Annotated in this window: 21 protein-coding genes and 1 pseudogene; 3 read left to right on the forward strand and 19 right to left on the reverse strand. The window is 70.6% G+C overall.

Annotated features, from left to right (window positions below):
* Positions 1-100 precede the first annotated feature (100 nt).
* The 13 genes and pseudogenes from rpsO to rimP all read right to left on the reverse strand — a co-directional run bounded on the left by rpsO (position 101) and on the right by rimP (position 13,720).
* Positions 101-370 (reverse strand): 30S ribosomal protein S15, encoded by a 270-nt coding sequence (rpsO, locus tag EAS64_RS01965; protein WP_145850984.1) that lies wholly within the window; start codon positions 368-370, stop codon positions 101-103.
* A 494-nt stretch (positions 371-864) separates the two neighbouring features.
* Positions 865-1,815, reverse strand: a complete 951-nt coding sequence (locus EAS64_RS01970; protein WP_145850985.1) for a bifunctional riboflavin kinase/FAD synthetase — start codon at positions 1,813-1,815, stop codon at positions 865-867.
* A gap of 223 nt (positions 1,816-2,038) precedes the next feature.
* On the reverse strand, positions 2,039-2,848 hold the full coding sequence (locus EAS64_RS01975) for an ABC transporter permease (RefSeq protein ID WP_145850986.1): 810 nt from the start codon (positions 2,846-2,848) through the stop codon (positions 2,039-2,041).
* Between the two features lie 18 nt (positions 2,849-2,866).
* A complete protein-coding gene (locus EAS64_RS01980) occupies positions 2,867-3,799 on the reverse strand; it encodes an ABC transporter permease (protein ID WP_145850987.1) in 933 nt (310 codons plus the stop codon).
* An 11-nt stretch (positions 3,800-3,810) separates the two neighbouring features.
* The gene (locus EAS64_RS01985; RefSeq protein ID WP_222848924.1) at positions 3,811-5,046 is read right to left on the reverse strand and encodes an ABC transporter substrate-binding protein; all 1,236 of its coding nucleotides are present in this window, start codon (positions 5,044-5,046) and stop codon (positions 3,811-3,813) included.
* Between the two features lie 66 nt (positions 5,047-5,112).
* Positions 5,113-6,204, reverse strand: coding sequence for an ABC transporter ATP-binding protein (locus tag EAS64_RS01990; RefSeq protein WP_145850988.1), 1,092 nt, complete (start codon positions 6,202-6,204; stop codon positions 5,113-5,115).
* Between the two features lie 184 nt (positions 6,205-6,388).
* Positions 6,389-7,438: a tRNA pseudouridine(55) synthase TruB gene (gene truB, locus EAS64_RS01995; RefSeq protein WP_145850989.1), complete on the reverse strand. Its 1,050-nt coding sequence runs from the start codon at positions 7,436-7,438 to the stop codon at positions 6,389-6,391.
* On the reverse strand, positions 7,401-7,871 hold the full coding sequence (gene rbfA, locus EAS64_RS02000; protein ID WP_145850990.1) for a 30S ribosome-binding factor RbfA: 471 nt from the start codon (positions 7,869-7,871) through the stop codon (positions 7,401-7,403). The genes truB and rbfA overlap by 38 nt, the downstream gene beginning before the upstream one ends.
* Before the next feature lie 31 nt (positions 7,872-7,902).
* A pseudogene (locus EAS64_RS02005) lies at positions 7,903-8,196 on the reverse strand (DUF503 domain-containing protein); the annotation flags it as partial.
* Positions 8,197-8,217: 21 nt separating this feature from the next.
* A complete protein-coding gene (gene infB, locus EAS64_RS02010) occupies positions 8,218-11,577 on the reverse strand; it encodes a translation initiation factor IF-2 (protein WP_145850992.1) in 3,360 nt (1,119 codons plus the stop codon).
* Positions 11,578-11,699: 122 nt separating this feature from the next.
* Positions 11,700-12,050: a YlxR family protein gene (locus EAS64_RS02015; RefSeq protein ID WP_145850993.1), complete on the reverse strand. Its 351-nt coding sequence runs from the start codon at positions 12,048-12,050 to the stop codon at positions 11,700-11,702.
* Positions 12,051-12,069: 19 nt separating this feature from the next.
* Complete coding sequence (gene nusA / locus EAS64_RS02020; RefSeq protein WP_187365633.1) at positions 12,070-13,152, reverse strand: transcription termination factor NusA; 1,083 nt, start codon at positions 13,150-13,152, stop codon at positions 12,070-12,072.
* Positions 13,142-13,720 carry a ribosome maturation factor RimP gene (gene rimP / locus EAS64_RS02025; RefSeq protein WP_145850994.1) on the reverse strand — a complete coding sequence of 193 codons (579 nt, stop codon included), beginning with the start codon at positions 13,718-13,720 and terminating at the stop codon, positions 13,142-13,144. The genes nusA and rimP overlap by 11 nt, the downstream gene beginning before the upstream one ends.
* Before the next feature lie 172 nt (positions 13,721-13,892).
* Between rimP and EAS64_RS02030 the strand changes: the two genes are divergently transcribed.
* On the forward strand, positions 13,893-14,387 hold the full coding sequence (locus EAS64_RS02030; RefSeq protein ID WP_145850995.1) for a hypothetical protein: 495 nt from the start codon (positions 13,893-13,895) through the stop codon (positions 14,385-14,387).
* On the forward strand, positions 14,387-14,815 hold the full coding sequence (locus EAS64_RS02035) for a ferritin-like domain-containing protein (RefSeq protein WP_145850996.1): 429 nt from the start codon (positions 14,387-14,389) through the stop codon (positions 14,813-14,815). Before EAS64_RS02030 ends, EAS64_RS02035 begins: the two co-directional genes overlap by 1 nt.
* Here EAS64_RS02035 and EAS64_RS02040 read toward each other — a convergent pair.
* Positions 14,808-15,110: a hypothetical protein gene (locus EAS64_RS02040; protein ID WP_145850997.1), complete on the reverse strand. Its 303-nt coding sequence runs from the start codon at positions 15,108-15,110 to the stop codon at positions 14,808-14,810. The genes EAS64_RS02035 and EAS64_RS02040 overlap by 8 nt on opposite strands.
* Positions 15,111-15,191: 81 nt before the next feature.
* The gene (locus tag EAS64_RS02045; protein WP_145850998.1) at positions 15,192-17,408 is read right to left on the reverse strand and encodes a HelD family protein; all 2,217 of its coding nucleotides are present in this window, start codon (positions 17,406-17,408) and stop codon (positions 15,192-15,194) included.
* A gap of 177 nt (positions 17,409-17,585) precedes the next feature.
* On the opposite strand from EAS64_RS02045, the gene EAS64_RS02050 reads away from it, so the two are divergent.
* Positions 17,586-18,818 carry a CehA/McbA family metallohydrolase gene (locus tag EAS64_RS02050; protein ID WP_145850999.1) on the forward strand — a complete coding sequence of 411 codons (1,233 nt, stop codon included), beginning with the start codon at positions 17,586-17,588 and terminating at the stop codon, positions 18,816-18,818.
* Positions 18,819-18,854: 36 nt separating this feature from the next.
* On the opposite strand, the gene EAS64_RS02055 is transcribed toward EAS64_RS02050, so the two are convergent.
* The 4 genes from EAS64_RS02055 to EAS64_RS02070 all read right to left on the reverse strand — a co-directional run bounded on the left by EAS64_RS02055 (position 18,855) and on the right by EAS64_RS02070 (position 21,947).
* A complete protein-coding gene (locus EAS64_RS02055) occupies positions 18,855-19,592 on the reverse strand; it encodes a hypothetical protein (protein ID WP_145851000.1) in 738 nt (245 codons plus the stop codon).
* 111 nt (positions 19,593-19,703) lie between these two features.
* Positions 19,704-20,342: a DNA-3-methyladenine glycosylase I gene (locus tag EAS64_RS02060; protein ID WP_145851001.1), complete on the reverse strand. Its 639-nt coding sequence runs from the start codon at positions 20,340-20,342 to the stop codon at positions 19,704-19,706.
* On the reverse strand, positions 20,335-20,970 hold the full coding sequence (locus EAS64_RS43200; protein ID WP_187365634.1) for a hypothetical protein: 636 nt from the start codon (positions 20,968-20,970) through the stop codon (positions 20,335-20,337). Before EAS64_RS43200 ends, EAS64_RS02060 begins: the two co-directional genes overlap by 8 nt.
* 92 nt (positions 20,971-21,062) lie before the next feature.
* Entirely contained in the window at positions 21,063-21,947 is an 885-nt protein-coding gene (locus tag EAS64_RS02070) for a helix-turn-helix transcriptional regulator (RefSeq protein ID WP_145851002.1), read from the reverse strand.
* Between the last annotated feature and the right edge of the window lie 9 nt (positions 21,948-21,956).

Raw genomic sequence — 21,956 nt, forward strand, 5'->3', positions numbered from 1 at the left:
CCAGACCCCACAGTACCGGCCCGGGTATCACCAGGTCCAGCGTGTCACGCCCGGGGCTCCTCGCGCCGGGGGACCACGCCAGACTCCGTGTGGGCCTGGGCTAGCGGCGCAGGCCGAGGCGCTCGATCAGCGTGCGGTACCGAGTGATGTCGGTGTTGCGCAGGTAGCCGAGCAGGCGACGGCGGCGGCCGACGAGCAGCAGCAGGCCGCGGCGGCTGTGGTGGTCGTGCTGATGCACCTTGAGGTGCTCGTTCAGGTCGTTGATCCTGCGGGTCATGAGCGCGATCTGGACCTCCGGCGAACCGGTGTCACCCTCATTGATCGCGTACTCCGCAAAGATCTGCTTCTTAACTTCGGCTTCGAGCGGCACGTGGCTCCTTAAAAATGAAAGAATTCGATTCCCCGTAGGAGACGGCCGCGATGAGGGTGCAGCCAGTCCCGACCGGCATGTTACCGGTAGCGTTTCACCCTACCATGCAGTAGCGGGGACTCTGACCGAGCCCAGAAAGGGGCCGGCTCCGCGTCCGCTCCCACCGGACCGAAGCCGGGTTCTCGGCTTACCAGACGTGCGGTCAGGCGACCTTGGCAAGGATCTGCCTGAGCAGTTCCCCTTGATCCTGCAGCGTGACCTCGATGCCGTCGAGGCGGTCCTCGACGCGGCCTAGCTTCGGCGTGGGCGCGCTGTGCGTATGCGTGCAGGGCCGTCACATCTTTCTCGACGACCGAGACGCGCTCTTCGTGACATGCAAATCACGCTAGCGAGCCATGAAGATCAATTCCCGCATAATGCGAAGAAAATCGCTAAAAATGTCTGTAACCTGCGGCAATGTATTGCCAATGGCAATGTGTTGCGCAAATTGGCGGCTATTGGGCGGCGCAGATGTCGCGTGCTTGATCGACGTCCTTGTGCATTTGGTCGACGAGGGCGTCGATGGACTCGAAGCGGAGGGTGCCGCGCAGCCGGACGGCGAAGTCGATCGCGGCGTGCAGTCCGTAGAGGTCGAGATCGGTGCGGTCGAGTGCGTAGGCCTCGACCGTGCGAACCTGGCCGTCGAATGTGGGGTTAGAGCCGATCGAGATCGCGGCGGGCCAGCGGCTCGTCTCGTGGCCCGCCTCGTCCAGGGTGGCAAGCCAGCCCGCGTAGATCCCGTCCGCGGGAATCGCGGTGTGCGGCGGCGACTCCACGTTCGCGGTCGGGAAGCCGAGCTGGCGGCCCCGCTGATGACCGCGGACCACCACGCCCTCGACGCGGTGCGGGCGGCCGAGCAGCTTCGACGCCTCCGTCACGTCGCCGGCCGAGAGCAGCGTCCTGATGGCCGTGGAGGAGATCGTCATGCCGTCGAGCACGAGCAGCGGCAGCCCCTCCGTCGTGTACTCGTACTTCTCGCCGAGCCTGTCGAGCAGCGCGACGTCGCCCGTCGCCTTGTGGCCGAAGCGGAAGTCCTCCCCCACCACGACCGACCCGGCGTGCAGCCGCTCGACGAGCACCTGGCGGACGAACTCGTCGGGGTCGAGCCTGGAGAAGTCCAGGGTGAAGGGGAGAACGCACACCGCGTCGACGCCGAGGCCGCCGAGCAGCTCGGCGCGGCGGCGGGCCGAGCACAGGAACGGCGGGTGGCTGCCCGGCCTGATCACCTCGTCCGGGTGCGGGTCGAAGGTGATCGCCACGACAGGCAGCCCTCGTTCCGCCGCGATCTCGGCGGCACGGGCGACGATGCGCTGATGGCCACGGTGCACGCCATCGAACACGCCGATCGTGACGACCGACTCGCCCCATCCTGCGGGCACCTCATCCAGGCCCTGCCAGCGGTACACGACTCTTCCGCCCTCCTTAGTTCAAGACAAGCCTAGCGATGCGGCGCCGGGCCGGGTGCCGCGCCCGCGCCGGCGGGCAGGAGGCGTGCGTCACCCGCCGCCTCGCCGGAGGCGACGGCGGCACCTTGCTTGCCCGGTGACCGCGGCGGGCGAGGCATTCGGGTGGGGGCGGGACACTTAGGGGAGAAATGGGCAAAGTTCCGGTTAAGGTGCGGCAGGCGGGTCAGCCTCTGTTGCCGCCGGAGCGGCTCAGCGCCCCGGCGCCCGCGAGCCTGGCGGCGAGGACCACCGGGATGAGCGTCAGCAGGATGACGATGGTGACCACCGCGTTGACCTCGGGCAACTGCTGGCCGAGGCGGATGGCGCCGAATATCCACAGCGGCAGCGTGTTCTGCGCGCCCGCGGTGAAGATCGTCACGATGACCTCGTCGAAGGACAGCGCGAAGGCCAGCAGCGCACCGGAGACCAGCGCCGTCGCGCTGAGCGGCAGCGTCACGTAGCGCAGCGTCTGCCAGCCGCGCGCGCCGAGGTCCATCGACGCCTCGGTCACCGAGCCTGGCAGCCGGCGCAGCCGGGCGATCAGGTTGTTGAAGACCACAACGATGCAGAACGTGGCGTGCCCCGCCACGATCGTCAGGATGCTGAACTGGATCCCGGTAAAGCTGAAGAACGAGTTCAGCGCGATGCCGGTGATGATGCCCGGCAGCGCGATGGGCAGCACGAGCAGCAGCGAGATGGCGTCCCTGCCGAAGAACTTGAACTGGTACAGGGCGAAGGAGACCATGCCGCCGAGTACCAGCGCGAGCGCGGTGGCGGCCAGGCCCACCTGCACCGAGAGCCACAGCGCGGAGCGCACCTGGGAGTCGTGCCAGGCGACAGAGAACCAGTGCGTCGTAAAGCCGGGAATCGGCCAGCTCTCGATGTTGGACTTGTTGAACGCATAGAGGACGATCAGCGCGATCGGTATGAACAGGAAGAGCAGGACGAGCGCCACCCACACGCGCAGCGCGATCCGCAGGCCCCGGGATTCCATGGCTACCCCACCGCCTTCCTACAGGGCCTCGAACGCGCCGAGCGCCCGGGCGCCCGACAGGTACAGGCCCATGATGACGATCGGGACCAGAGCCATCGCGGCCGCGAACGGCACGTTGTTCGCGATGCCGATGTTGGTGTAGATGACGTTTCCGATGAAGTTCGCCTTGGTGCCGCCGACGAGCAGCGGCGTGATGTAGTCGCCGAGTGTCAGCGAGAACGTGAAGATCGAGCCCGCCACGATGCCGGGCAGCACCAGCGGCAGCAGCACGGAGCGGGTGGTCCGCCAGGTCCGTCCGCCCAGGTCCTGCGACGCCTCGATGAGCGAGCCAGGCACGCGCTCGAGCGCGCCGTACACCGGGATGATCATGTACGGCAGCCACAGGTAGCAGAACACCGCGTAGACGGCCCAGTTCGTGTAGATCAGCTGCGGGTGCCCGAGGCCGAGCCCGCCGGCCACCCAGTCAAGGAAGCCGTTGTTGGTGAAGATCAGCACCCAGGAGTAGACCTTGGCCAGGTAACTCGCCCACAGCGGCAGCAGGATCGCCACGAAAAGCACGGTCCTGGTCCGCGGCGCGGCGACCCGCGCCATGAAGTAGGCGAACGGGAACGCGATGATCGCGTCGGTCACCGTAACCTCGGCCGCCATCGCCACCGTCTGCCAGATGTCCGACAGGTACGCCGGGGTGGTGAAGATCTGGTGGAAGTTCGACAGCGACCAGGTCCTGTCGATGTTCGTGGTGAACGGGTTGATCGACCAGAACGCCGTGATCAGCAGGATGACGAGCGAGGCGACGTAGACAAGCAGGAACCAGGCGAGCGGCGGCGTGAGCAGCAGCGTCGCGCGCGCCCAGGGGCGGCGCCAGAGCATGGTCGACAACCGGAGCAACCGCCCCTGCCCGCTCCCTTCCCGCCCGTAAGCACGCTGCCTGGTTCCCGCTATGTCGGTCATCTGATCGCTATCTACTTAACCTGCGTGTTCCATGCGGTGACCCAGCCGGCGTAGGGCACGCAGTTGTTCTGGCCGTTGTCGCACGTCGCGAGCGGCGTCTTCCACAGGCTGATGGACGCCAGGTAGCTGGCCGGGGCGTTGGCGTGGTACTGAGCGCACGAGCCTGCCTGCAGCTTGTCCATGTACGCGCAAGCCTTGGAGTTGTCCGGCGTCTCGCCGTAGGTGACCGCCTGCTTGGCCTGCACCTGCGGGGTGCTGATGTACTGCATCCACTTGTAGGCGCAGTTGGGGTGCGGCGCCTTGGCGGCGAGCATCCAGGTGTCCGCCCAGCCGGTCGCACCCTCGGCGGGAACCGTATCGCCGATCGGGAACTTGGCCGCCCTCAGCGTGCTGACCTGGTACGGCCAGCCCGCGCCCAGGGTCACGTTGCCGTTCTGGAAGTCGGAGATCTCCTCCGACGCCAGCGCCCAGTACTTCTTCACCAGCGGCTGCTGCGTGGCGAGCAGCGCGACCGCGGCCTGGAACTGCGGCTGGGTCAGCTCGTACGGGTCGGTGATGCCAAGGCTCGGCTTGGTCTTCTCCAGGTACAGCGCCGCGTCCGCGATCTGGATCGGGTTGTCGGGGACGGTGATCTTGCCCTTGTACGCCTGGTTGTACAGCACTGACCAAGAGGTCGGGGCGGTCGGGAAGTCCTTCTTGTTGTACATCAGCACGTTCGGGCCCCACTGCAGGGATACGCCGTAGTGCACGCCGTTGATCGTGTTGAAGCTCGGCGCCTGGAAGGCCGGGAAGAAGTCCTTGGCGGCCGGGATGAGCGCCATGTTCACCGGGTGCGCGTCGCCCGCGTACAGGATGCGCAGGTCGGCGTCGCCCGAGGAGGACACCATGTCGTACTGGCCGCCGCCGCCGTTCTTCATCAGCGAGACCATCTCGTCGGAGGAGCCGGCGTACTTGGCGTTGACCTGGCAGCCGGTCTGCTGCTGGAACGGCTTGACCCAGGACGGGTCGAGGTAGCCCTCCCAGGCGATCAGGTTGAGCTGGCCCTCGCCCTTGCCGACCGACTGCAGGACCGGCAGGTTCGCGGTGGGGACGGTGAGGCCGGCGGTGCCCGCCTGCTGGCTCGGGCTGCCGCTGGCGCTGCTGCTCGCACCGTTCGACGTCGAGCTGGCCGGCGGCGTGCTGCTCGAGCTGCTGCACGCGGCGACCGTCAGGGACATCGCGGCGAGCCCCGCGGCGATCGCGGTCACCGATCGGACTGTGTACGCGGTGCGCGCAGACCGCGCGGCGCGCTTTCTGAATCTGGTCATGTTCTTCTAGCCCTCCCCTGCCCCGGCGACGACCGCGCCGGGAGCCTGCTCGGAAATCGTGACGGCCTGCCGGTCCTGCCAGGCGACGCGCACCCGCGCGCCGCCGGACCGGCCCCCGGACGTGTCGCCGGGAGACGAGTCCGTGTTGAGACGGCTGACCGTCAGCTCGCCGCCCGCGTCGAGCTCGACCACGTAGCGGGTGAGCACGCCCGCGTAGATCACGTCCCTGATCGTGCCCGGCTCGACGTGCGCGCCGGCCGGCTCCGCGTCGCCGTCGGCGAGGATGGTGATCTTCTCCGGGCGCACGGTGAGCTGGCGGCCGTCCCGTTGGATCAGGTTGGACACGCCGATGAAGTCCGCGACGAACGCCGTCTTCGGGTGCTCGTAGACCTCGGCGGGCGCGCCCACCTGCTCGATCTTGCCGAGATTGAGGACCGCGATGCGGTCGCTCATCGTCAGCGCCTCTTCCTGGTCATGCGTGACGTAGATGAAGGTGATGCCGACCTCGCGCTGGATGCGCAGCAGCTCACGCTGCATGTGCTGGCGCAGCTTCAGGTCAAGCGCGCCGAGCGGCTCATCGAGCAGCAGCACCTGCGGCTCGTTGACGATCGCCCTGGCCAGCGCGACGCGCTGGCGCTGCCCGCCGGACAGCTGCGCGGGCTTGCGCCCGCCGAGGCCGCCGAGCTGGACCATGTCAAGCGCCCTGGCCACCCGGTCCCTGCGGGCCTGCTTGCCGACATGGCGCACCTTCAGGCCGTACTCGATGTTCTCCGCGATCGTCATGTGCGGGAACAGCGCGTAATCCTGGAAGACCGTGTTCACGTCCCTGGCGAAGGGCGGCACCCCGGTGACGTCCCTGCCCGCCAGCTCGATGGCACCGCCGTCCGGACGCTCGAAGCCGGCGATCAGCCGCAGGAGCGTGGTCTTGCCCGAACCCGAGGGGCCAAGGAGCGTGAAGAACTCCCCTGGCCGGACCGTCAGGTCAGTCGCGGCGAGGGCAGTCACGTCGGCGTAGCGCTTGTGCAGCCCGGTGACGCGGACCGCCGGCGGCTCGTCCGCGGCTCCGCCAGGTGCAGGAGTGGGAACCATCATCCGCATCGTTGTACCGCCGTATCGACGGTTTGCGCAATGGTTGGCAGTTTTAACGATGGTTACAGTTGAATCTCGACGTTCTGCCTACCGAATTCGTATCCGGCCAGGTCAAGAGTTCACAAACCGGAAACGGTGCCCTAACCGGATACGGTGACCATACGCCCGTGGTGCGCGCTTCGCGCGAGGGGGTCTAGGACACGGCGGTGAAGACCGCCAGCGAGCGGACGCGGCCCGATTCGGCGGTGACCAGGGCGACGAGCGTGCCGTCCGGGTCGAAGGCCGCAGCCGGGTCACCGGGCTGGACGGACAGGTCCGCCGGGAGGGGAAGCTTGGCGCCCTGGGCGAGGCGGCGGGCGTCGTCGACGGTGAGGTCGAGGCGGGGAAACGCGGCCGCGGCGGCCGCGGCGAGCGGGGTCAGCCAGCCTTCCGCCTCGGGATCGGGATCGGGTGCGGACAGCGCCGGCGCCGGCGGCGGCCGGCCTGCGGAGGTTGCGGGCGTGTCGGGAGTCAGCCGAACCCGTTCCGTACGGACTTGATCCTCGAGTTCGCCGAGGGCGTGCGCCTGCTGCAGGGTGTACGGGCCGACGGCGGTGCGGCGCAGGGCGGTCAGGTGGCCGCCGGTGCCGAGCGCGCTGCCGAGATCGCGGGCGAGGGCGCGGATGTAGGTGCCACTCGAGCAGCGGACGCGCGCGGCCACGTCGAGGAAATCGCCGTCGGTGCTGAGGCCGAGGACCTGGAACTCGCGGATGGTGACGGGACGGGCGGCCAGCTCCGGCGCCTCGCCTGCGCGCGTCAGCTTATAGGCGCGCTGGCCGTTGACCTTGATCGCGCTGACGCTCGACGGGACCTGCATGATGTCGCCGGTGAGCCTGGCGATCTCCGCGTTTAGCGCCGCGCCTGATACGAGGCCGGCCGCCGGGCTGCCGCCCGTCGGCTCGCCGTCGGCGTCGTCGGTGGTCGTGGACTGGCCGAGGCGGATCACCACCTCGTAGGTCTTCTCGGTGAGCGCGAGGTGGCCGAGCAGGCGGGTGGCCTTCTCAATGCCGATGACGAGGACGCCGGTGGCCATCGGGTCGAGCGTGCCCGCGTGGCCGACGCGGCGAGTGTGCGCCAGGCGGCGGACCCGCGCGACGACGTCGTGCGAGGTCAGCCCGGCCGGCTTATCGACGATCAGCAGGCCGGACGGCCACGGGGCCGGACGGTCAGTCGTCTTCGTCGTCGCCGTCTTCGTCGTCGTCATCCTCGTCGTCCCAGTCGTCGGCCGGCTTCTTGTACGGGTCGGGGTCGCCGGCCCACTGCGCGCCCTCACGGGCCCGGGCCAGCTCCTCGTCGCGCTGCTTCGCCGTGGCGACCAGGTCATCGATCCGCTGCGCGTTCTCGGGGAGCGCGTCGGCGATGAACTCAAGAGATGGGGTGTGCCGCAGGCCGGTCAGGCGGCCCACCTCGGAGCGGATGATGCCGGTCGCGCTGCGAAGCGCGGCGGCGCTGTCCTCCTGCTCCTCCGGGGTGCCGAAGACCGTGTAGAAGACCTTGGCCTCGCGCAGGTCGTTGGTGAGCCTGGCTTCTGTCACCGTGACGAAGCCGAGCCTGGGGTCCTTGATCCGGCGCTCAAGCAGTTCGGCGACGATCTTCGAGATCCGTTCGGCAAGGCGTCGCGTGCGGGCGTCGTCCATGGTCGGTCACCCCGTCTTGGTCAGGTAACTCTTCTTCTTCGCTGTAGAGCCGGTGTCGCGCGGACAGCAGCTCAATCTCCGGGTGGCCGGCCACCAGCCGCTCGCACTCCTCGAGCAGCTGGCTGGCGTTCCCGGCAGTGGCCGACACCGCCGCTACCCCGATTTCGGCTCGCCTGTGCAGGTCAAGGTGACCCGTTTCGGCGACCGCGACCCCGGGGTAGCGGCGGCGCAGCTCCGCGACGAGCGGCCTGACGACGGACCGCTTCTGTTTCAGAGAGCGGACGTCGCCAAGCAGCACGTCAAGGGTTAGCGCGGCTACGTACATCGGTGGGTTGCCGCGGGCGGCTTAGGCCCGCGGCTTCTCCCGCATCTCGAACGTCTCGATGACGTCCTCGATCCTGATGTCGTTGTAGCCGACGCCGATACCGCACTCGTAGCCTTCGCGGACCTCGGTCGCGTCGTCCTTGAACCTGCGCAGGCTCTCCACCGTGAGGTTGTCGGAGATGACCACGCCGTCCCTGATCAGCCGCGCCTTGCTGTTGCGGGTGATCGTGCCGGAGCGGACGATGCAGCCGGCGACGGTGCCGACCTTCGGCACCTTGAAGAGCTCGCGGACTTCGGCCGTGCCGAGCTGGACCTCCTCGAACTCGGGCTTGAGCATGCCCTTGAGCGCGGCCTCGATCTCCTCGATCGCCTGGTAGATGATCGAGTAGTACCGAATGTCCACGCCCTCGCGCTGCGCGAGTTCGCCGGCCCGCCCCGCCGGGCGGACGTTGAAGCCGATGATCACCGCTTCCGAGGCGATGGCCAGGTTCACGTCGTCCTGCGTGATCGCGCCGACGCCGCGGCCGATGACCCGCAGCGAGACCTCTTCGCCCACGTCGAGCTTGAGCAGCGCGTCTTCCAGGGCTTCCACCGAACCGGACACGTCGCCCTTGATGATCAGCAGCAGCTCTTCGCGCTCGCCCGCCTTCAGCGCGGACTCCAGGTCCTCCAGCGTCACTCGGCGGCGGCGCTGCGCGAACTGCGCGGTGCGCTCGCGCGCCTCGCGGCGCTCGGCGATCTGCCTGGCCATCCGGTCGTCGGAGACGACGAGGAAGTTGTCGCCCGCCTTCGGCACCGCGGTCAGCCCGAGCACCTGCACCGGACGCGACGGCGGCGCCTCGGACAGCTGCGTGCCGTCCTCGTCGAGCATGGCACGGACGCGGCCGTAGGCCTCGCCCGCCACGATCGAGTCACCGACGTGCAGCGTGCCGCGCTGCACGAGCACGGTCGCCACCGGGCCGCGGCCCTTGTCGAGCTGGGCCTCGATCGCGACGCCCTGCGCGTCCTGGTTCGGGTTGGCCCGCAGGTCGAGCGAGGCGTCGGCGGTGAGGATGATCGCCTCGAGCAGCTTGTCGAGACCGATGCCCTTCGTCGCGGACACGTCCACGAACTGGGTGTCGCCGCCGAACTCCTCGGCGATAAGACCGTACTCGGTGAGCTGTGCCCGGACCCGGGACGGGTCGGCGCCCTCCTTGTCGATCTTGTTGACCGCCACCACGATCGGCACGCCTGCCGCCTGGGCGTGGTTGAGCGCCTCAGTGGTCTGCGGCTTCACGCCGTCGTCGGCCGCGACGACCAGGACCGCGAGGTCCGTGGTCTCCGCGCCGCGGGCACGCATGGCCGTGAAGGCCTCGTGACCCGGGGTGTCGATGAAGGTAATCTTCCGCTCTTCGCCGTCGACCTCGGTCTGCACCTGGTAGGCACCGATGTGCTGGGTGATGCCGCCGGCCTCCTTGGAGACCACGTTGGTGTGCCTGATCGCGTCCAGGAGCTTGGTCTTGCCATGGTCGACGTGACCCATGACGGTGACCACCGGGGGCCGCGCCACGAGGTCTGCCTCGTCGCCCTCGTCCTCGCCGAACTCGATGTCGAACGACTCGAGCAGCTCGCGGTCCTCCTCCTCGGGGGAGACGACCTGAACGTTGTAGTTGAGCTCGGCACCGAGCAGCTGCAGCGTCTCGTCGTTCACCGACTGGGTGGCGGTGACCATCTCGCCGAGGTGGAACAGCACCTGCACCAGACTGGCCGGGTTGGCGCCGATCTTGTCCGCGAAGTCGGACAGGCTAGCGCCGCGGCTGAGCCGGATGACCTGGCCCTGACCGCGCGGAACCTGCACGCCGCCGATTGTCGGCGCCTGCATGTTGTCGAACTCTTGCCTGCGCTGCCTCTTCGACTTGCGGGCACGGCCCGGCTTGCCGCCGGGACGACCGAACGCGCCAGCGGTACCGCCGCCGCCGGGACGGCCACGGCCGCCACCGCCGCCGCCAGGACGGGCCGGACCGCCGCCGCCACCGGGACCGCCGCCACCGGGGGCGCCGCCGGGACGCGGGCCGCTGAAGCCGCCACCGCCACCGGGACGCGGACCAGTGCCCGCGCCGGCCGGACGGCCGCCGCCGGGACCGCCACCGGGACGCGGGCCGCTGAAGCCGCCACCGCCGCCGGGACGCGGCCCACGGCCACCGGGACCACCGGGACCACCGGGACGCCCGCCGCCGCCACCGGGGCCACCACCTGGGCCAACCGGACGGGACGGCATGTTCATCGGGCTGGGACGCGGACCACCAGGACGGGGGCCACCAGGACCTGCGGGACCGCCAGGACGCGGGCCACCGGGACGGGGACCGCCGTCGGCCGCCGCGGGACGGTCGCCGTAACCACCGGGACGCGGGCCACGGTCACCGAAACCGCCACCGCCGCCAGGACGCGGGCCACGGTCACCGAAGCCGCCACCGCCGCCGGGACGCGGGCCACGGTCGCCGAAGCCGCGGTCGCCAGCAGGGCGCGGGCCACGGTCACCGAAGCCGCGGTCGCCAGCAGGGCGCGGGCCGCGGTCACCGCGGTCCGGCCGGTCGCCGCGCTCGGGCCGGTCGGTGCGCTCGGGGCGGTCAACGCCAGGACGCGCGGCTGGCGCGGCGCCCATGCCGGTCGCCGTGGAGCTGAACGGGTTGTTGCCCGGCCGCGGGCCGGCGGGACGCGGGCCGCGCTGACCGGGAGCGGCAGGCCGCGGACCCGGTGCTGTCGGACGCGGCGCGCCGGGACGCGGTGCGCCGGTACCGGTGCCGCCGGGCGCGGTGCCCTGCGGGCCGCCTGCAGCCGGCGCCGCCGGCGCGTCAGGACGCGGCACGGCCGGGCGGGGCGCCGCCGGGCGCTGGCCCGGAGCGCCGGTATCGGCCGGACGCGGTGCTGGTGCGGGACGCGCGGGTGCCGCCGGAACGGCGGGCGCGGCTGAAGCCGCCGCAGCGGGCGCGGCTGAAGCCGCCGCCGCGGGTGCGGCGGGGACACTCGGTGCGGGCACGCCAGGAGCCTGCGGCACCGGCCGCGGCACGGGACGCGGACCTGGCCGCGGTCCCTGGCTGCCCGGCATGCTCGGCGCGGGCGTGTCACTCTGGCCGACACTGTCGGGCTGCCGTGCCGGACGGTCGCCGCCCGGGCGCGGGGCGAAGCCGCCGCCACCCTGCTCGCGCCGTCCCTGCGCTGATGCGGTGCCACCGGACTTGGGACCGCCGTTGTTGAACGCTTCCTTGAGCCTGCGAACTACTGGCGCCTCGATAGTCGATGACGCCGAACGCACAAACTCGCCCATTTCTTCGAGCTTGGCCATGACAGCCTTGCTCTCTACCCCGAACTCCTTCGCGAGTTCGTAAACCCGGACCTTCGCCACTATGCTCCTCTGCCCGGCCCCTCCCAGGGCCTCAAAACCGGATCATCAGCCGATCCGGTGCATAGGGCTGCTCCGGGCCGGCGTCAGTTCGTGCCGTTCATCGCCTTGTGCTCATCGAGCGCTCATAGCTTCTCGACCTGCTTTCCGTACAGGTTTCCCGTCATGTCCAGTGTACTTCCCGGCCCCTCACCATTCCGTTCGGAAAGGTACGAGGCCAGCGGTGCGGCACTGAGCGAACCCGAGACGCGCAGTGCACGCGAGAACGCCCGGCGCCGCTGCGCCAGTTCGAAACAGGCCAGGCTGGGATGCAGGTATGCCCCCCGGCCCGGCTGCCGCGCTTGGGGGTCGGGCACGATGCCGTCCCTGACCGCCACCAGGCGAAGCAGACTGGACTTAACCGCGCGTTCCTTGCAGCCAACACAGGACCGCAGGGGTTGATTCCCCGGCTCAGGCAGCTTGGCTCGCGCGATCATTGCCAGGCAAGTCTACCCCCTAGGCGTCCGCTGCCTCGGCGGCGGGCTCCGCCTCCGTGGCGGCCGCCGGCTCGGGTATTGCCTTGGCCGCGGCCCCCGGTGTCGCCGGGTGGCGCGGTGCGGGCGCCGAAGCGTCCGCGGCGCCGTCCGAGCGGATGTCGATCCGCCAGCCGGTCAGCCGTGCGGCAAGCCGGGCGTTCTGCCCCTCTTTGCCGATGGCCAGCGAGAGCTGGTAGTCCGGGACGGTGACCCGCGCCTCCATCGCGTCGCGGTCCACCACGTCCACCCGGGTGACCCGGGCAGGCGACAGGGCGTTCGCGACGAACTCCGCCGGGTCGTCCGAGTAGTCGACGATATCGATCTTCTCGCCGTGCAGCTCGGCCATCACGTTCCTGACCCGGCTGCCGACCGGCCCGATGCACGCACCCTTGGCGTTGACGCCCTGCTGGTGCGACTGCACCGCGATCTTGGTCCGGTGCCCGGCCTCGCGGGCGATCTTGACGATCTCCACCGCGCCGCTGGCGATCTCCGGCACCTCGAGTGCGAACAGCTTGCGCACCAGGTCCGGGTGGGTCCGCGACAGCGTCACCGACGGGCCGCGGTGCCCCTTGCGCACCCGCCACACGTAGCAGCGGATCCGCTCGCCGTGCACGTAACGCTCGCCAGGCACCTGCTCGGCGAGCGGCAGCACCGCCTCGATCTTGCCCAGGTCGACGAGCACCGTACGGGGATCCTTGCCCTGCTGGATCACGCCCGCGACGATGTCGCCCTCGTGCCCCGCGTACTCGCCGAAGGTCATCTCGTCCTCGACGTCGCGCAGCCGCTGCAGGATCACCTGCCTGGCAGTGGTGGCGGCGATGCGGCCGAAGCCGGCCGGCGTGTCGTCATACTCCCGGCCCGTCGCTCCGTCGGGTCCCGTCTCCTTCGCCCAGACCGTCACGTGCCCGGTCTTCCTGTTCACTTCGACGCGTGCCGCCGGGTTGGCGCCGTCCGTCTTGTGATAGGCCATCAGAAGCGCGTCCTCGATCGCCTTGATCGCCGTTTCTGACGAGATGTCCTTCTCGCTCTCGAGACTGCGCAGGACGCTCAGGTCAATGTCCATCGCCGCCAGCTCCAAGGTCGGTGTCGTTGTCGAACGCCGCGTCGTCGGGTTCCGGATCGTCGGAGAACTCGTCGAGCTCGGCGTCCGGAATCCGGCCGAACTCCACCTGAACGCTGCCCGCGCCCAGGTCCGGGTAGGAGAACCTGCGCTCGCCGTCGGACAGGCCGAGCGTTACGCCGTCGGCGTCAGCCGCGAGCACCCGTCCCTCCACGGAACCCTCCCCCGTCACCTTCGCCCTGACGAGCCTGCCGCGGGCCCGCCGCCAGTGCCGTGGCTGGGTCAGCGGCCGGTCCACGCCCGGCGAGGAAACCTCCAGCGTATACGGCGTCTCGCCGAGTACGTTGCCGGCGTCGAGCAGGGCGGAGATGTCGCGGCTGACGTCGGCCGCGTCGTCGAGGCTCACCCCGTGGTCGCTGTCGACCACGATGCGCAGCAGCCGCCGCTTGCCCGCGACGGACATGCGCACAGACTCCAGGTCCATCCCGGCAGCGGCGACGGCGGGCTCGATCAGGCCGGCCAGCTTCTTGTCGTCCACTGGTCCCGCTGTGGAGCGAAGGCCACCGGGCATTTCGACCTCCTCGTCTGCGTCCCCCGCGCCGCTGCTCTATCAGATTAGTATTCCCAGGTCCAGCCTATAGGCCAGGGATGCCGAGCGTCGCAACCGCGGGACCGCCGTCCCGGCAGAGCCGGGTCCCCTTGGCTGTCTCAGCGGCTCGCGCCACATGGCATGCTTAGAGCCTATGCTGTCAAGGCGTCAGTTGCTCGCCGCGTCGCCCACGGCGTTGCCCCTGTTTCTCGCGCTGAGTGCCTGCAAGGGCCCGGCCGTCCTCGGCGCGCCCCCCACGGTGTCACCCCAGACGCACATGCTGCTGCACGCGGTGACCGCGGAGCTGAACCTGATCTGGGTATACGACAAGGCCATCGCCGCCTATTCCGGGCTGGAGCCGCGTCTCGCGCCGCTGCGCGCCGAGCACCAGGCGCACCTGGCGGAGCTGCGCGGCCGGGTCATCGAGCCGGCGGGCAAGAAGGTGCCGCAGACCGTGACGTCGAAGCCCCCGATCGCCGCCACCCAGGCCGCCGCCATCGATCAGCTCCGGGCCGCCGAGCAGGCCGCCGTCCAGACGCTGATGAGCCGTCTAGGCGGCGCGTCGCCGTCGCTCGCCCAGCTGTACGCGTCGATCGCCGCCTCGGAGGCGACGCACGCCAGCGTCCTCGGCGCGAAGGCCGGCGCCTGATGGCCGCCACGTCAAGCGGCAAGGACATCGCGGCGCTGCAGACCGCGCTCGCGGCCGAGCACGCCGCGGTCTACGGCTACGGCGTGGCGGGCGCGCTGCTCAGTGGCGCTGACCTGGCGAACGCGAAGGCCGACTGGAACGCGCATCAGCTGGCCAGGGACAACCTGCAGGCGATGCTGACCAGGCTTGGCGCCACCCCGGTGACCGCGAGCCCGGCGTACAAGCTCCCGTTCTCCGTCGGCAGCGCCGCCGCGGCGCGCAGGCTCGCCGCCGCCCTCGAGGACGGGCTGACGAGTGCCTACCTCGCGATGGTCGCGGTCAGCAACCCGAATCTGCGCTTCTTCGCCGCGAAGGCGATGCAGAAGGCGGCGGTCCGGGCCACCGCGTGGAGCGGCAGCACGGTCGCCTTCCCCGGAATGCCTAGCTAGCCGCGAGAGCGCGCGGCACGGACAAGACCCTGATGATCGCCGTCGCGGCGGCGTCAAGGTCGTCGGCAATCGAGACGCGCTCCGCCCAGGACCACCAGAACCACCACAGGCCGTCACTGCAGCGGTCGACGTACACGTTCTCCTCAAGAGCACGCGCGCCAGGATTGGTGATGTACACGCTCGGTATGCGGCCCGGCGGTGCCATGACCCAGGCCTCAAGACCCCGGTTGGTCAGCTCTTCGGCCAGCTTGTCCAGGTAGACAGCCGCCTCTGGGAGATTCCCCTTGGCTTCCACAGAACACCACCGTTGCTACTGATCGTAGTTCGCCGAGACCGAACGCGGCTGGATCACATAAGAATGCAGCCGCCCCATCAGTCACTGCAATGCACATGGCGAAAATGCCGGGACGGGCCAAAAATCGTGGCCTGTTCCTATGGTATGTAACGAAAGCTCGGCGGGCAGCGGTTCGGCGTGAAACACGGAAAGCCTGGAAACCGCGCGGGTTAGCGCCACATAGAGCCGTCTAAGCCCGTACGCCTCACCCGTCGCGATCGAGCCGGGTTCGACCAGGACAACGTGGTCGAATTCCAGGCCCTTGGCCAGGGTGACGGGCACCAGCGTCAGCCGTCCGGCGTCGGGGTCGCCCGCCCCGGCGTCCTCGGCCGGCCCGCCGACGCTTGCGTCGTCAGCGCCGAGCACGTCGAAGCGCAGGCCCGCGGCGCGCAGCGCGCGGGAGTTCTCCGCCACGTGCTCGTCCGCGCAGATCACCGCCACCGAGCCGGGCCGCTCGAGCGCCGTCGCGCATTCGGCGGCCACGCGTGCGCCGATATCGGCCGCGGGCACCCGGGTCACCCGCAGCGCACCCGCGTCCGCGCGCAGCGACCTGGCCGGCGCCAGGCCGGGCGCGATCGACGGCAGCAGCAGCGAGGCGAAGTCGAGGATCTGCCGCGGCACCCGGTAGCCCACGTCGAGCTCGCGGACCGCCGCGTCCGGCTTGCCGAGGTGGATGAGCAGCGTGGGCCAGGAGGTCGCGGCCCACGGCGTGGTGCCCTGCGCGATGTCGCCGAGCACGGTCGCGGCGCCGGTGGCGCAGCGCCGCCCGATCGCCCGCACCTCCATCGGCGACAGGTCCTGCGCCTCGTCCACCACGATGTGCGCGATCGATGGCGTGCGCTCGATGAGGTCGGCCGCCTCGTCGATGAGCACCTGGTCGGCGCGGCTCCATGGCGCCGAGCCGAGTCCACGCGGCGGCTTCTGCCACGCGACCACGGCAATCTCGGCGTCCGAGAGGAGGCCGAACCCGTTCTGGATCAGCAGGTCTTGACTGGAAAGCAGGGCGAAGACGAGCTTCTTGGGGTCGGCCTTGGGCCAGACCTCGTCCACGCACCGGCGCACCGGCGCGGACCGCCGCATCGCGTCGTGCGTGCGGTCGTCGCACGTCTCGCCTGCCGCCTCGAGCTGAGTGAGCAGCACGTGCGCGATGCGGTGCGCGAGCAGGTCGCGGCCGGTGCCGTAGCGGGCGCCGCGCTCGCGCAGCTCGGCGGCGAGCGCCTCGATCTCGTGGGCGGGCAGCCGCAGCCGCCGGGCGCCGCGGCTGACGACGAGCGCCTCCTTGGGCGCCCTGAGCTGCGACCACAGCGCCCTGCGGAGTACCTCCGCCATCCGCGCGTCACCCTTGACGACGGCGGCCTCGTCGGTGTCCGTGCCGCGGATCTGAGTGGAGGCGACCAGTTCGGTCACCGTGGTCTGGGTGACGTCGAGCTCGCCGAGCGCGGGCAGCACATTCCTGATGTAGGAGAGGAAGGCCAGGTTGGGCCCCACGACGATCACGCCGCGGCGGGTCACCAGCTCCTTGTGCGCGTACAGCAGGTAGGCGACCCGGTGCAGGCCCACGGCGGTCTTGCCTGTCCCCGGCGCGCCCTGCACGCACACGGTGGTGCCCGCGCCGGCGCGCACGATGTCGTCCTGCTCGGGCTGGATCGTCGCCACGATGTCGCGCATCGGGCCGGACCTCGGCCGCTCGATTTCCGTGATCAGCAGCTTGCTCGGGTTACTAAGGGGATCGTCGGAACGGTTTCCCGTTACACCAATCCCGGTAAACCGCTCGTCTTCGAAGGCGGTAAGCGCTCCCCCGGAAAAACCGAACCGGCGGCGCAGCGTGAGTCCCATCGGGTCGGACTGGCTTGCCCGGTAGAACGGCCGGGACACCGGCGCGCGCCAGTCGAGCACCACCGGGGTGCCGTCTGGGTCGTGCACGTGGCGCCTGCCGATATGGAAGTCGGCGCCCGCGAAGTCCTTGTCGGACTCGGCGAGCTCGCTGTAGTCGAGGCGGCCGAAGAAGAGCGGCGCGTCTGGCAGGTCCTTCAGCGCCTCGGCGCGGCGGTACAGGTCGGCCTTGAGGTACTCCAGGCTCACCCGGTCGCCGGCCATCGGGTTCTGCGCGAGCGTGAGCACGTTCTCGCACATCAGGTGCAGGAACTCGCGGGAGAGTGCTAGGTGGGCGCGCTCGGCCGCGATCGTGCCGTCATTGTCTGCGCTTGGTCCGTCTGCGGTGGCCGCTGCAGCGGCCGCTGGCCCGGCGTCGGCGGGCATGGCTGACTCCCTCGAACGGTCGACGGTTGTTTCGCTGCCGCGCGGGTTTCCCGTGCCCGGCGTGCGCGCGAAGTTCAAGACCCTAGCACTTGGCTAGCGGAAGGTCACCTGGTTTTTCTTCCCGGCGCTTCCGCGCAAGTGCTTCGTCCTCGCGGCCTGACCTGATCAGATGGAGGCATGGGGTCGCTAATCAGGCACACCGGAAGGTTCACGCTCGACGACCGGATCGCCGCGCCGTGGCACTACCTGCCCGTCGAGGTTCCGGCGGGTACCGCGGCGCTGCGGGTGACGCTGTCCTACCCGGCGGAGAGCGGCGCCGTCCTCGACCTCGGCTGCTTCGACCCCGCGGGGTTCCGCGGCTGGTCAGGCGGAGCGCGGGAATCGTTCGTGGTCTCCGAGGCCGGGGCGACGCCGGGGTACCTGCCGGGGCCGGTGCCCGCCGGGGTGTGGCAGGTGATCATCGGAGTGCACCTGCTGCCTGCGGACGGGGTGCCGTACGCGCTGACCGCCGAGGCGCTGTCCGCCGCAGCGTTGCCCGCCGGGGTGTCCGGCGGCTTTGGCGGCGCCGCTCCCCCGGTGCCCGCGGACCGGCCGGCGCGCCGGGCGCTGCCTTCGCCGGCCGGGATGACATGGCTGGCAGGCGATCTGCACGCGCACACTGAGCACTCCGACGGGGTGCTGAGCGTGGCCGAGTTGGCCAGTTTCGCGGTGACCCAGGGGCTTGACTTCGCGGCGGTGACCGATCACAACACGGTGAGCCATCACGCGTCGCTCGGCCCCGCTGCGTCCAGATACGGGGTCACGCTGCTGCCCGGGCAGGAAGTGACCACCGTGTCCGGGCATGCCGGGGTGATCGGCGATGCCGGGTGGATCGACTTCCGCGAGCCCGCCGCGTCGTGGCTGACGGCGGCCGAGGCGGCGGGCGCGCTGATGTCGGTCAACCACCCGTTCGCCGGGCCGGTCTCCTGGCTGCATCCGATGCCGCGGCGGCCGCCGCTGCTCGAGGTCTGGCACTGGTCGTGGCTCGATCCGTTGTGGACGTTGCCCCTGTCCTGGTGGCAGGCGTGGGATCCGGCCGCGATTCCGGTGGGCGGCAGCGACTGGCACCGCCCGGGTTCGGACGCTCCGCTCGGCACGCCGACGACCTGGGTGCTGTGCGCGGATCCTGCTGTCGCCGGGGTGCTTGACGGGCTGCGGGCGGGGCGGGTGGCGATCTCCGCCTCGCGCGACGGCCCGCTGCTGCTGCGGCAGGAGGACGACCTGCTCGCGGTGGCGGCGGACGGCCTGGTGCTCACCGGGCCGTCAGGTCCTTACCGGCGGATATCCGGTGACCTGGTACGGCTGCCTGGGGCCGTCGGCTACCAGCGGCTGCTCACCCCGGCGGGAGTGACGCTGGCGCTGACGCCGTAACCGGCTCCGGTCCCGGCCTGGGTCGCCTCGCCCGGCTCAGTTCGCCGCGAGGTAGGCGACGCGGGCGTGCAGCAGCGCGCGGTGCGCCGTCAGGTCATCGACCTCGTCCGGCTTGGTGGGCCGCTCCCCCGCCTGGAGCGCCTGCGCGAGACGCTGCCCCGCGTCGCCTGGCTCGAGGGATTCGAAGACGATCAGCGGGTCGCTCTCCGCGGCCAGCCAGGTCTTGTCGAGCAGGCCCGCCGCGTCGTCCACCCAGGCGTCCTTGATCTTGCCGCCGTTGCCGTGGTCGATGAGGACCGACAGCGCGTGCTCCGCCGTGCCGTAACCGAAGCTCACCGTGACCGACTCCTGCCGGCCGCCGACGTCGCTGTAGTGCCAGCACTTCCCGATCGAGGGCGAGCCGATGGCCGCGGCCCAGTCCGCGTCGGGCACGCCGCCCGCGGCCACCCGGTCCGCCGCCGCCCGCGCGACCCGGCGCAGTGGCGGCCCGCCGACCGCGCCGAGAATCCGCAGCAGGGCGAGCGACTCGGAGGTCGCGTCCTCCTCGGCCGCCGGCACCACCGACAGCGCGAGTTCCCGCATGACCTCGCTGTCATCCGGCCCCGACTCCCCCGACCCGAGGGCGCCGATCATGTCCGATCCCCACAGTTCCGCGTCGATCGGCTGCCTGACGTGGGCCAGGACCTGCCGCGCTTCGCTCAGCACGACGCCGAAGGCCTGCGCTGGCTTTAGCGGGGCGAAGAGCTCGGCAATGTCGGATTCGGAGAAAGCCATGCGGCGTATTGTTACACGATCGCTACCCTTGTGCCCGCGAATGTGGGCTCCTGGGGGCAAATGATCATCTTGCCTGGTCGGTCCGGCTTACCCGGACTTACCGCCCATTCGTCACCGGGCGAAGCACGCCTCGAGGTGGTCGTTGACCAGGCCGCAGGCCTGCATCGCCGCGTACATGGTGACCGGCCCGGTGAACACGAAGCCGCGCTTGCGCAGCTCCTTGGACAGCGCCTTGGAGGCCGGTGTCTGCGCCTGCAGGTCGGCGAGCGTGCGGGGCGCCGGGCGCGGGCCGGTTTCCGCGTAGCTCCACACCAGGTCGCTGAGGCCCTCGGGGAGGTCAAGGGCGGCGCGGGCGTTGGTGATGGACGCGTTGATCTTGGCGCGGTTCCGGACGATGCCCGCGTCGGCGAGCAGCCGCGCCACGTCGTCATCGCCGAACTTGGCGACGGCGGCGATCTCGAAGCCCGCGAACGCGCGCCGGAAGTTCTCCCGCTTGCGCAAGATCGTCAGCCAGGACAGGCCCGACTGGAACGCCTCAAGGCAGATCCGCTCGAAGATGGCCTGGTCACCGCGGACCGGCCGGCCCCACTCCGCGTCGTGGTAGGCGACGTACTCCGGTGCGCTCAGCCCCCACGGGCAGCGCAGCTTGCCGTCGGGCCCGGCGACCGCTCCCTTCGGCAGCGGGGTGCCGTCCGGTGCCGCCAACTGCGCGGGCCCCGCGCCCTCCGGGCTCACAGGACCGTCAGTCATGCGAACGCTCGGGCGGCGGCGCCTGGTCGTCGCCGGCGGAGCCCGGGTCCGGCGCCTGCCAGGGCGGCTCGGGTGACTGCCACGGCGGCTCCTGCGCCTGCTCCCAGTGCTGCCCCTGGTCCTGCTGCCAGGGCTGCTCCTGGTTCTGCTGCCAGGGCTCCTCCTGGCCCTGCTCCCAGGGCTGCTCTTGCTGTTGCCACGACGGCTCGTGCCCTTCCCAAGACTGCTCAGGGGCCTGCCAGGCCGGCTCGGTGCCCTGCCAGCGCATCGTCGCCGTATCGGCAACGCCGTCGGCGGGCGCGCGGCGGTGCCTGGCTCCCTCATACGGGCTGCCGAGCGGCGTCATCGGCGCGTGCTCCCTGCCCAGGTCGGTGACGAGCTGCTCGAGGGCGACGATCCGCACGTCGCGCTCCCTGATCGACTCGGCGATCTGCTCCATCGCCTCGTCGGTTGCCTGCACGTTGTACCCCCACAGTGACGTGGGCGGCCGCAGCAGGGCGACGTCGGTGGCGGACACCGGTCCAAGGTCGAGCGGCACGTAATCGGTGCGCTCGACCGACATCTCACCGAGGCGTCCGCGGAACGCGAGCACCGCCGCGGCGACGACGGCGAGGGTGGCAATCACCATGACAACAAGCACACGCCCATCGTGCCACGAACCGCCGACAAAATGTCACCGGAGGCCGCCTGCTGCGCGCTCCCCCACCGACCGGACGGCGATCAGCCGGGCAGCGGCAGGCTGTCTAGCGAACCGGCGTCCAGCGAGCCCGCCCGGTCGAGCAGGACCATCGCGTCGTGGTCGGGTGTGCCAGGCTCGGCTAGGTAGACGATGAGACGCTGTCCGTCAGCCCGGTTCAGGTCGAGGGTCTCGTGCGCGAGCGTGAGCGTCCCGACCAGCGGATGCCGGATCACCCTGTCCCCCGCGCCTGCCCTGCGCACCTCGTAGCGGCCCCACAGCCGCCCGAAATCCGGGCTCTTGACGAGCAGTTCGCCGACCAGGGCCGCCAGGTCGGGTGCGTCTGGATCGCTGCCTGCGACGGCGCGCAGCTGCGCGACGCAGCCGCGGGCCTTCTGCTCCCAGTCGGGCCACAGTTCCCGGGCGGCGGGGTGCAGGAACGTATAGGCGATCGTGTTGCGCTGCCGCGCGGGCCAGTCAAACAGCCCGGGGTGGATCCGCGCGCCGCCTGGATTGGCGGCGAGCATGTCGTAGGTCCTGCTGACCACGTACGCCGGGTGCGGCCGCAGCGCCTCCAGCAGCCGCCTGGCGGTGGCGCGCACGGTGCGTGTCGGCGGCTTGCGCGGCTCTGGGGGCCGGCGCGCGGCCTGCACCGCCAGCGCCCGCAGGTAGTTCAGCTCCTCGTCATCGAGGCGCAGCGCCCTGCCGACCGCGTCCACCACCGCGGGACCAGGCCGGGTTTCCTTGCCGCGCTCCAGGCGCGTGTAGTAGTCGATGCTGACCCCGGCGAGCGTCGCGATCTCCTCGCGCCGCAGGCCGGGAGTGCGGCGCGCGCCGGGGCCCCGCGGCAGGCCGACGTCCTGCGGCCGGACGCCTTCCCTGCGGGCTCGCAGGAAACGCCCGAGCTCGGTCTGCTCCTGCTCGGTCATGCTTCCCAT

It is taken from the genome of Trebonia kvetii, from assembly GCF_007827045.1.
GTDB lineage: Bacteria > Actinomycetota > Actinomycetes > Streptosporangiales > Streptosporangiaceae > Trebonia > Trebonia kvetii.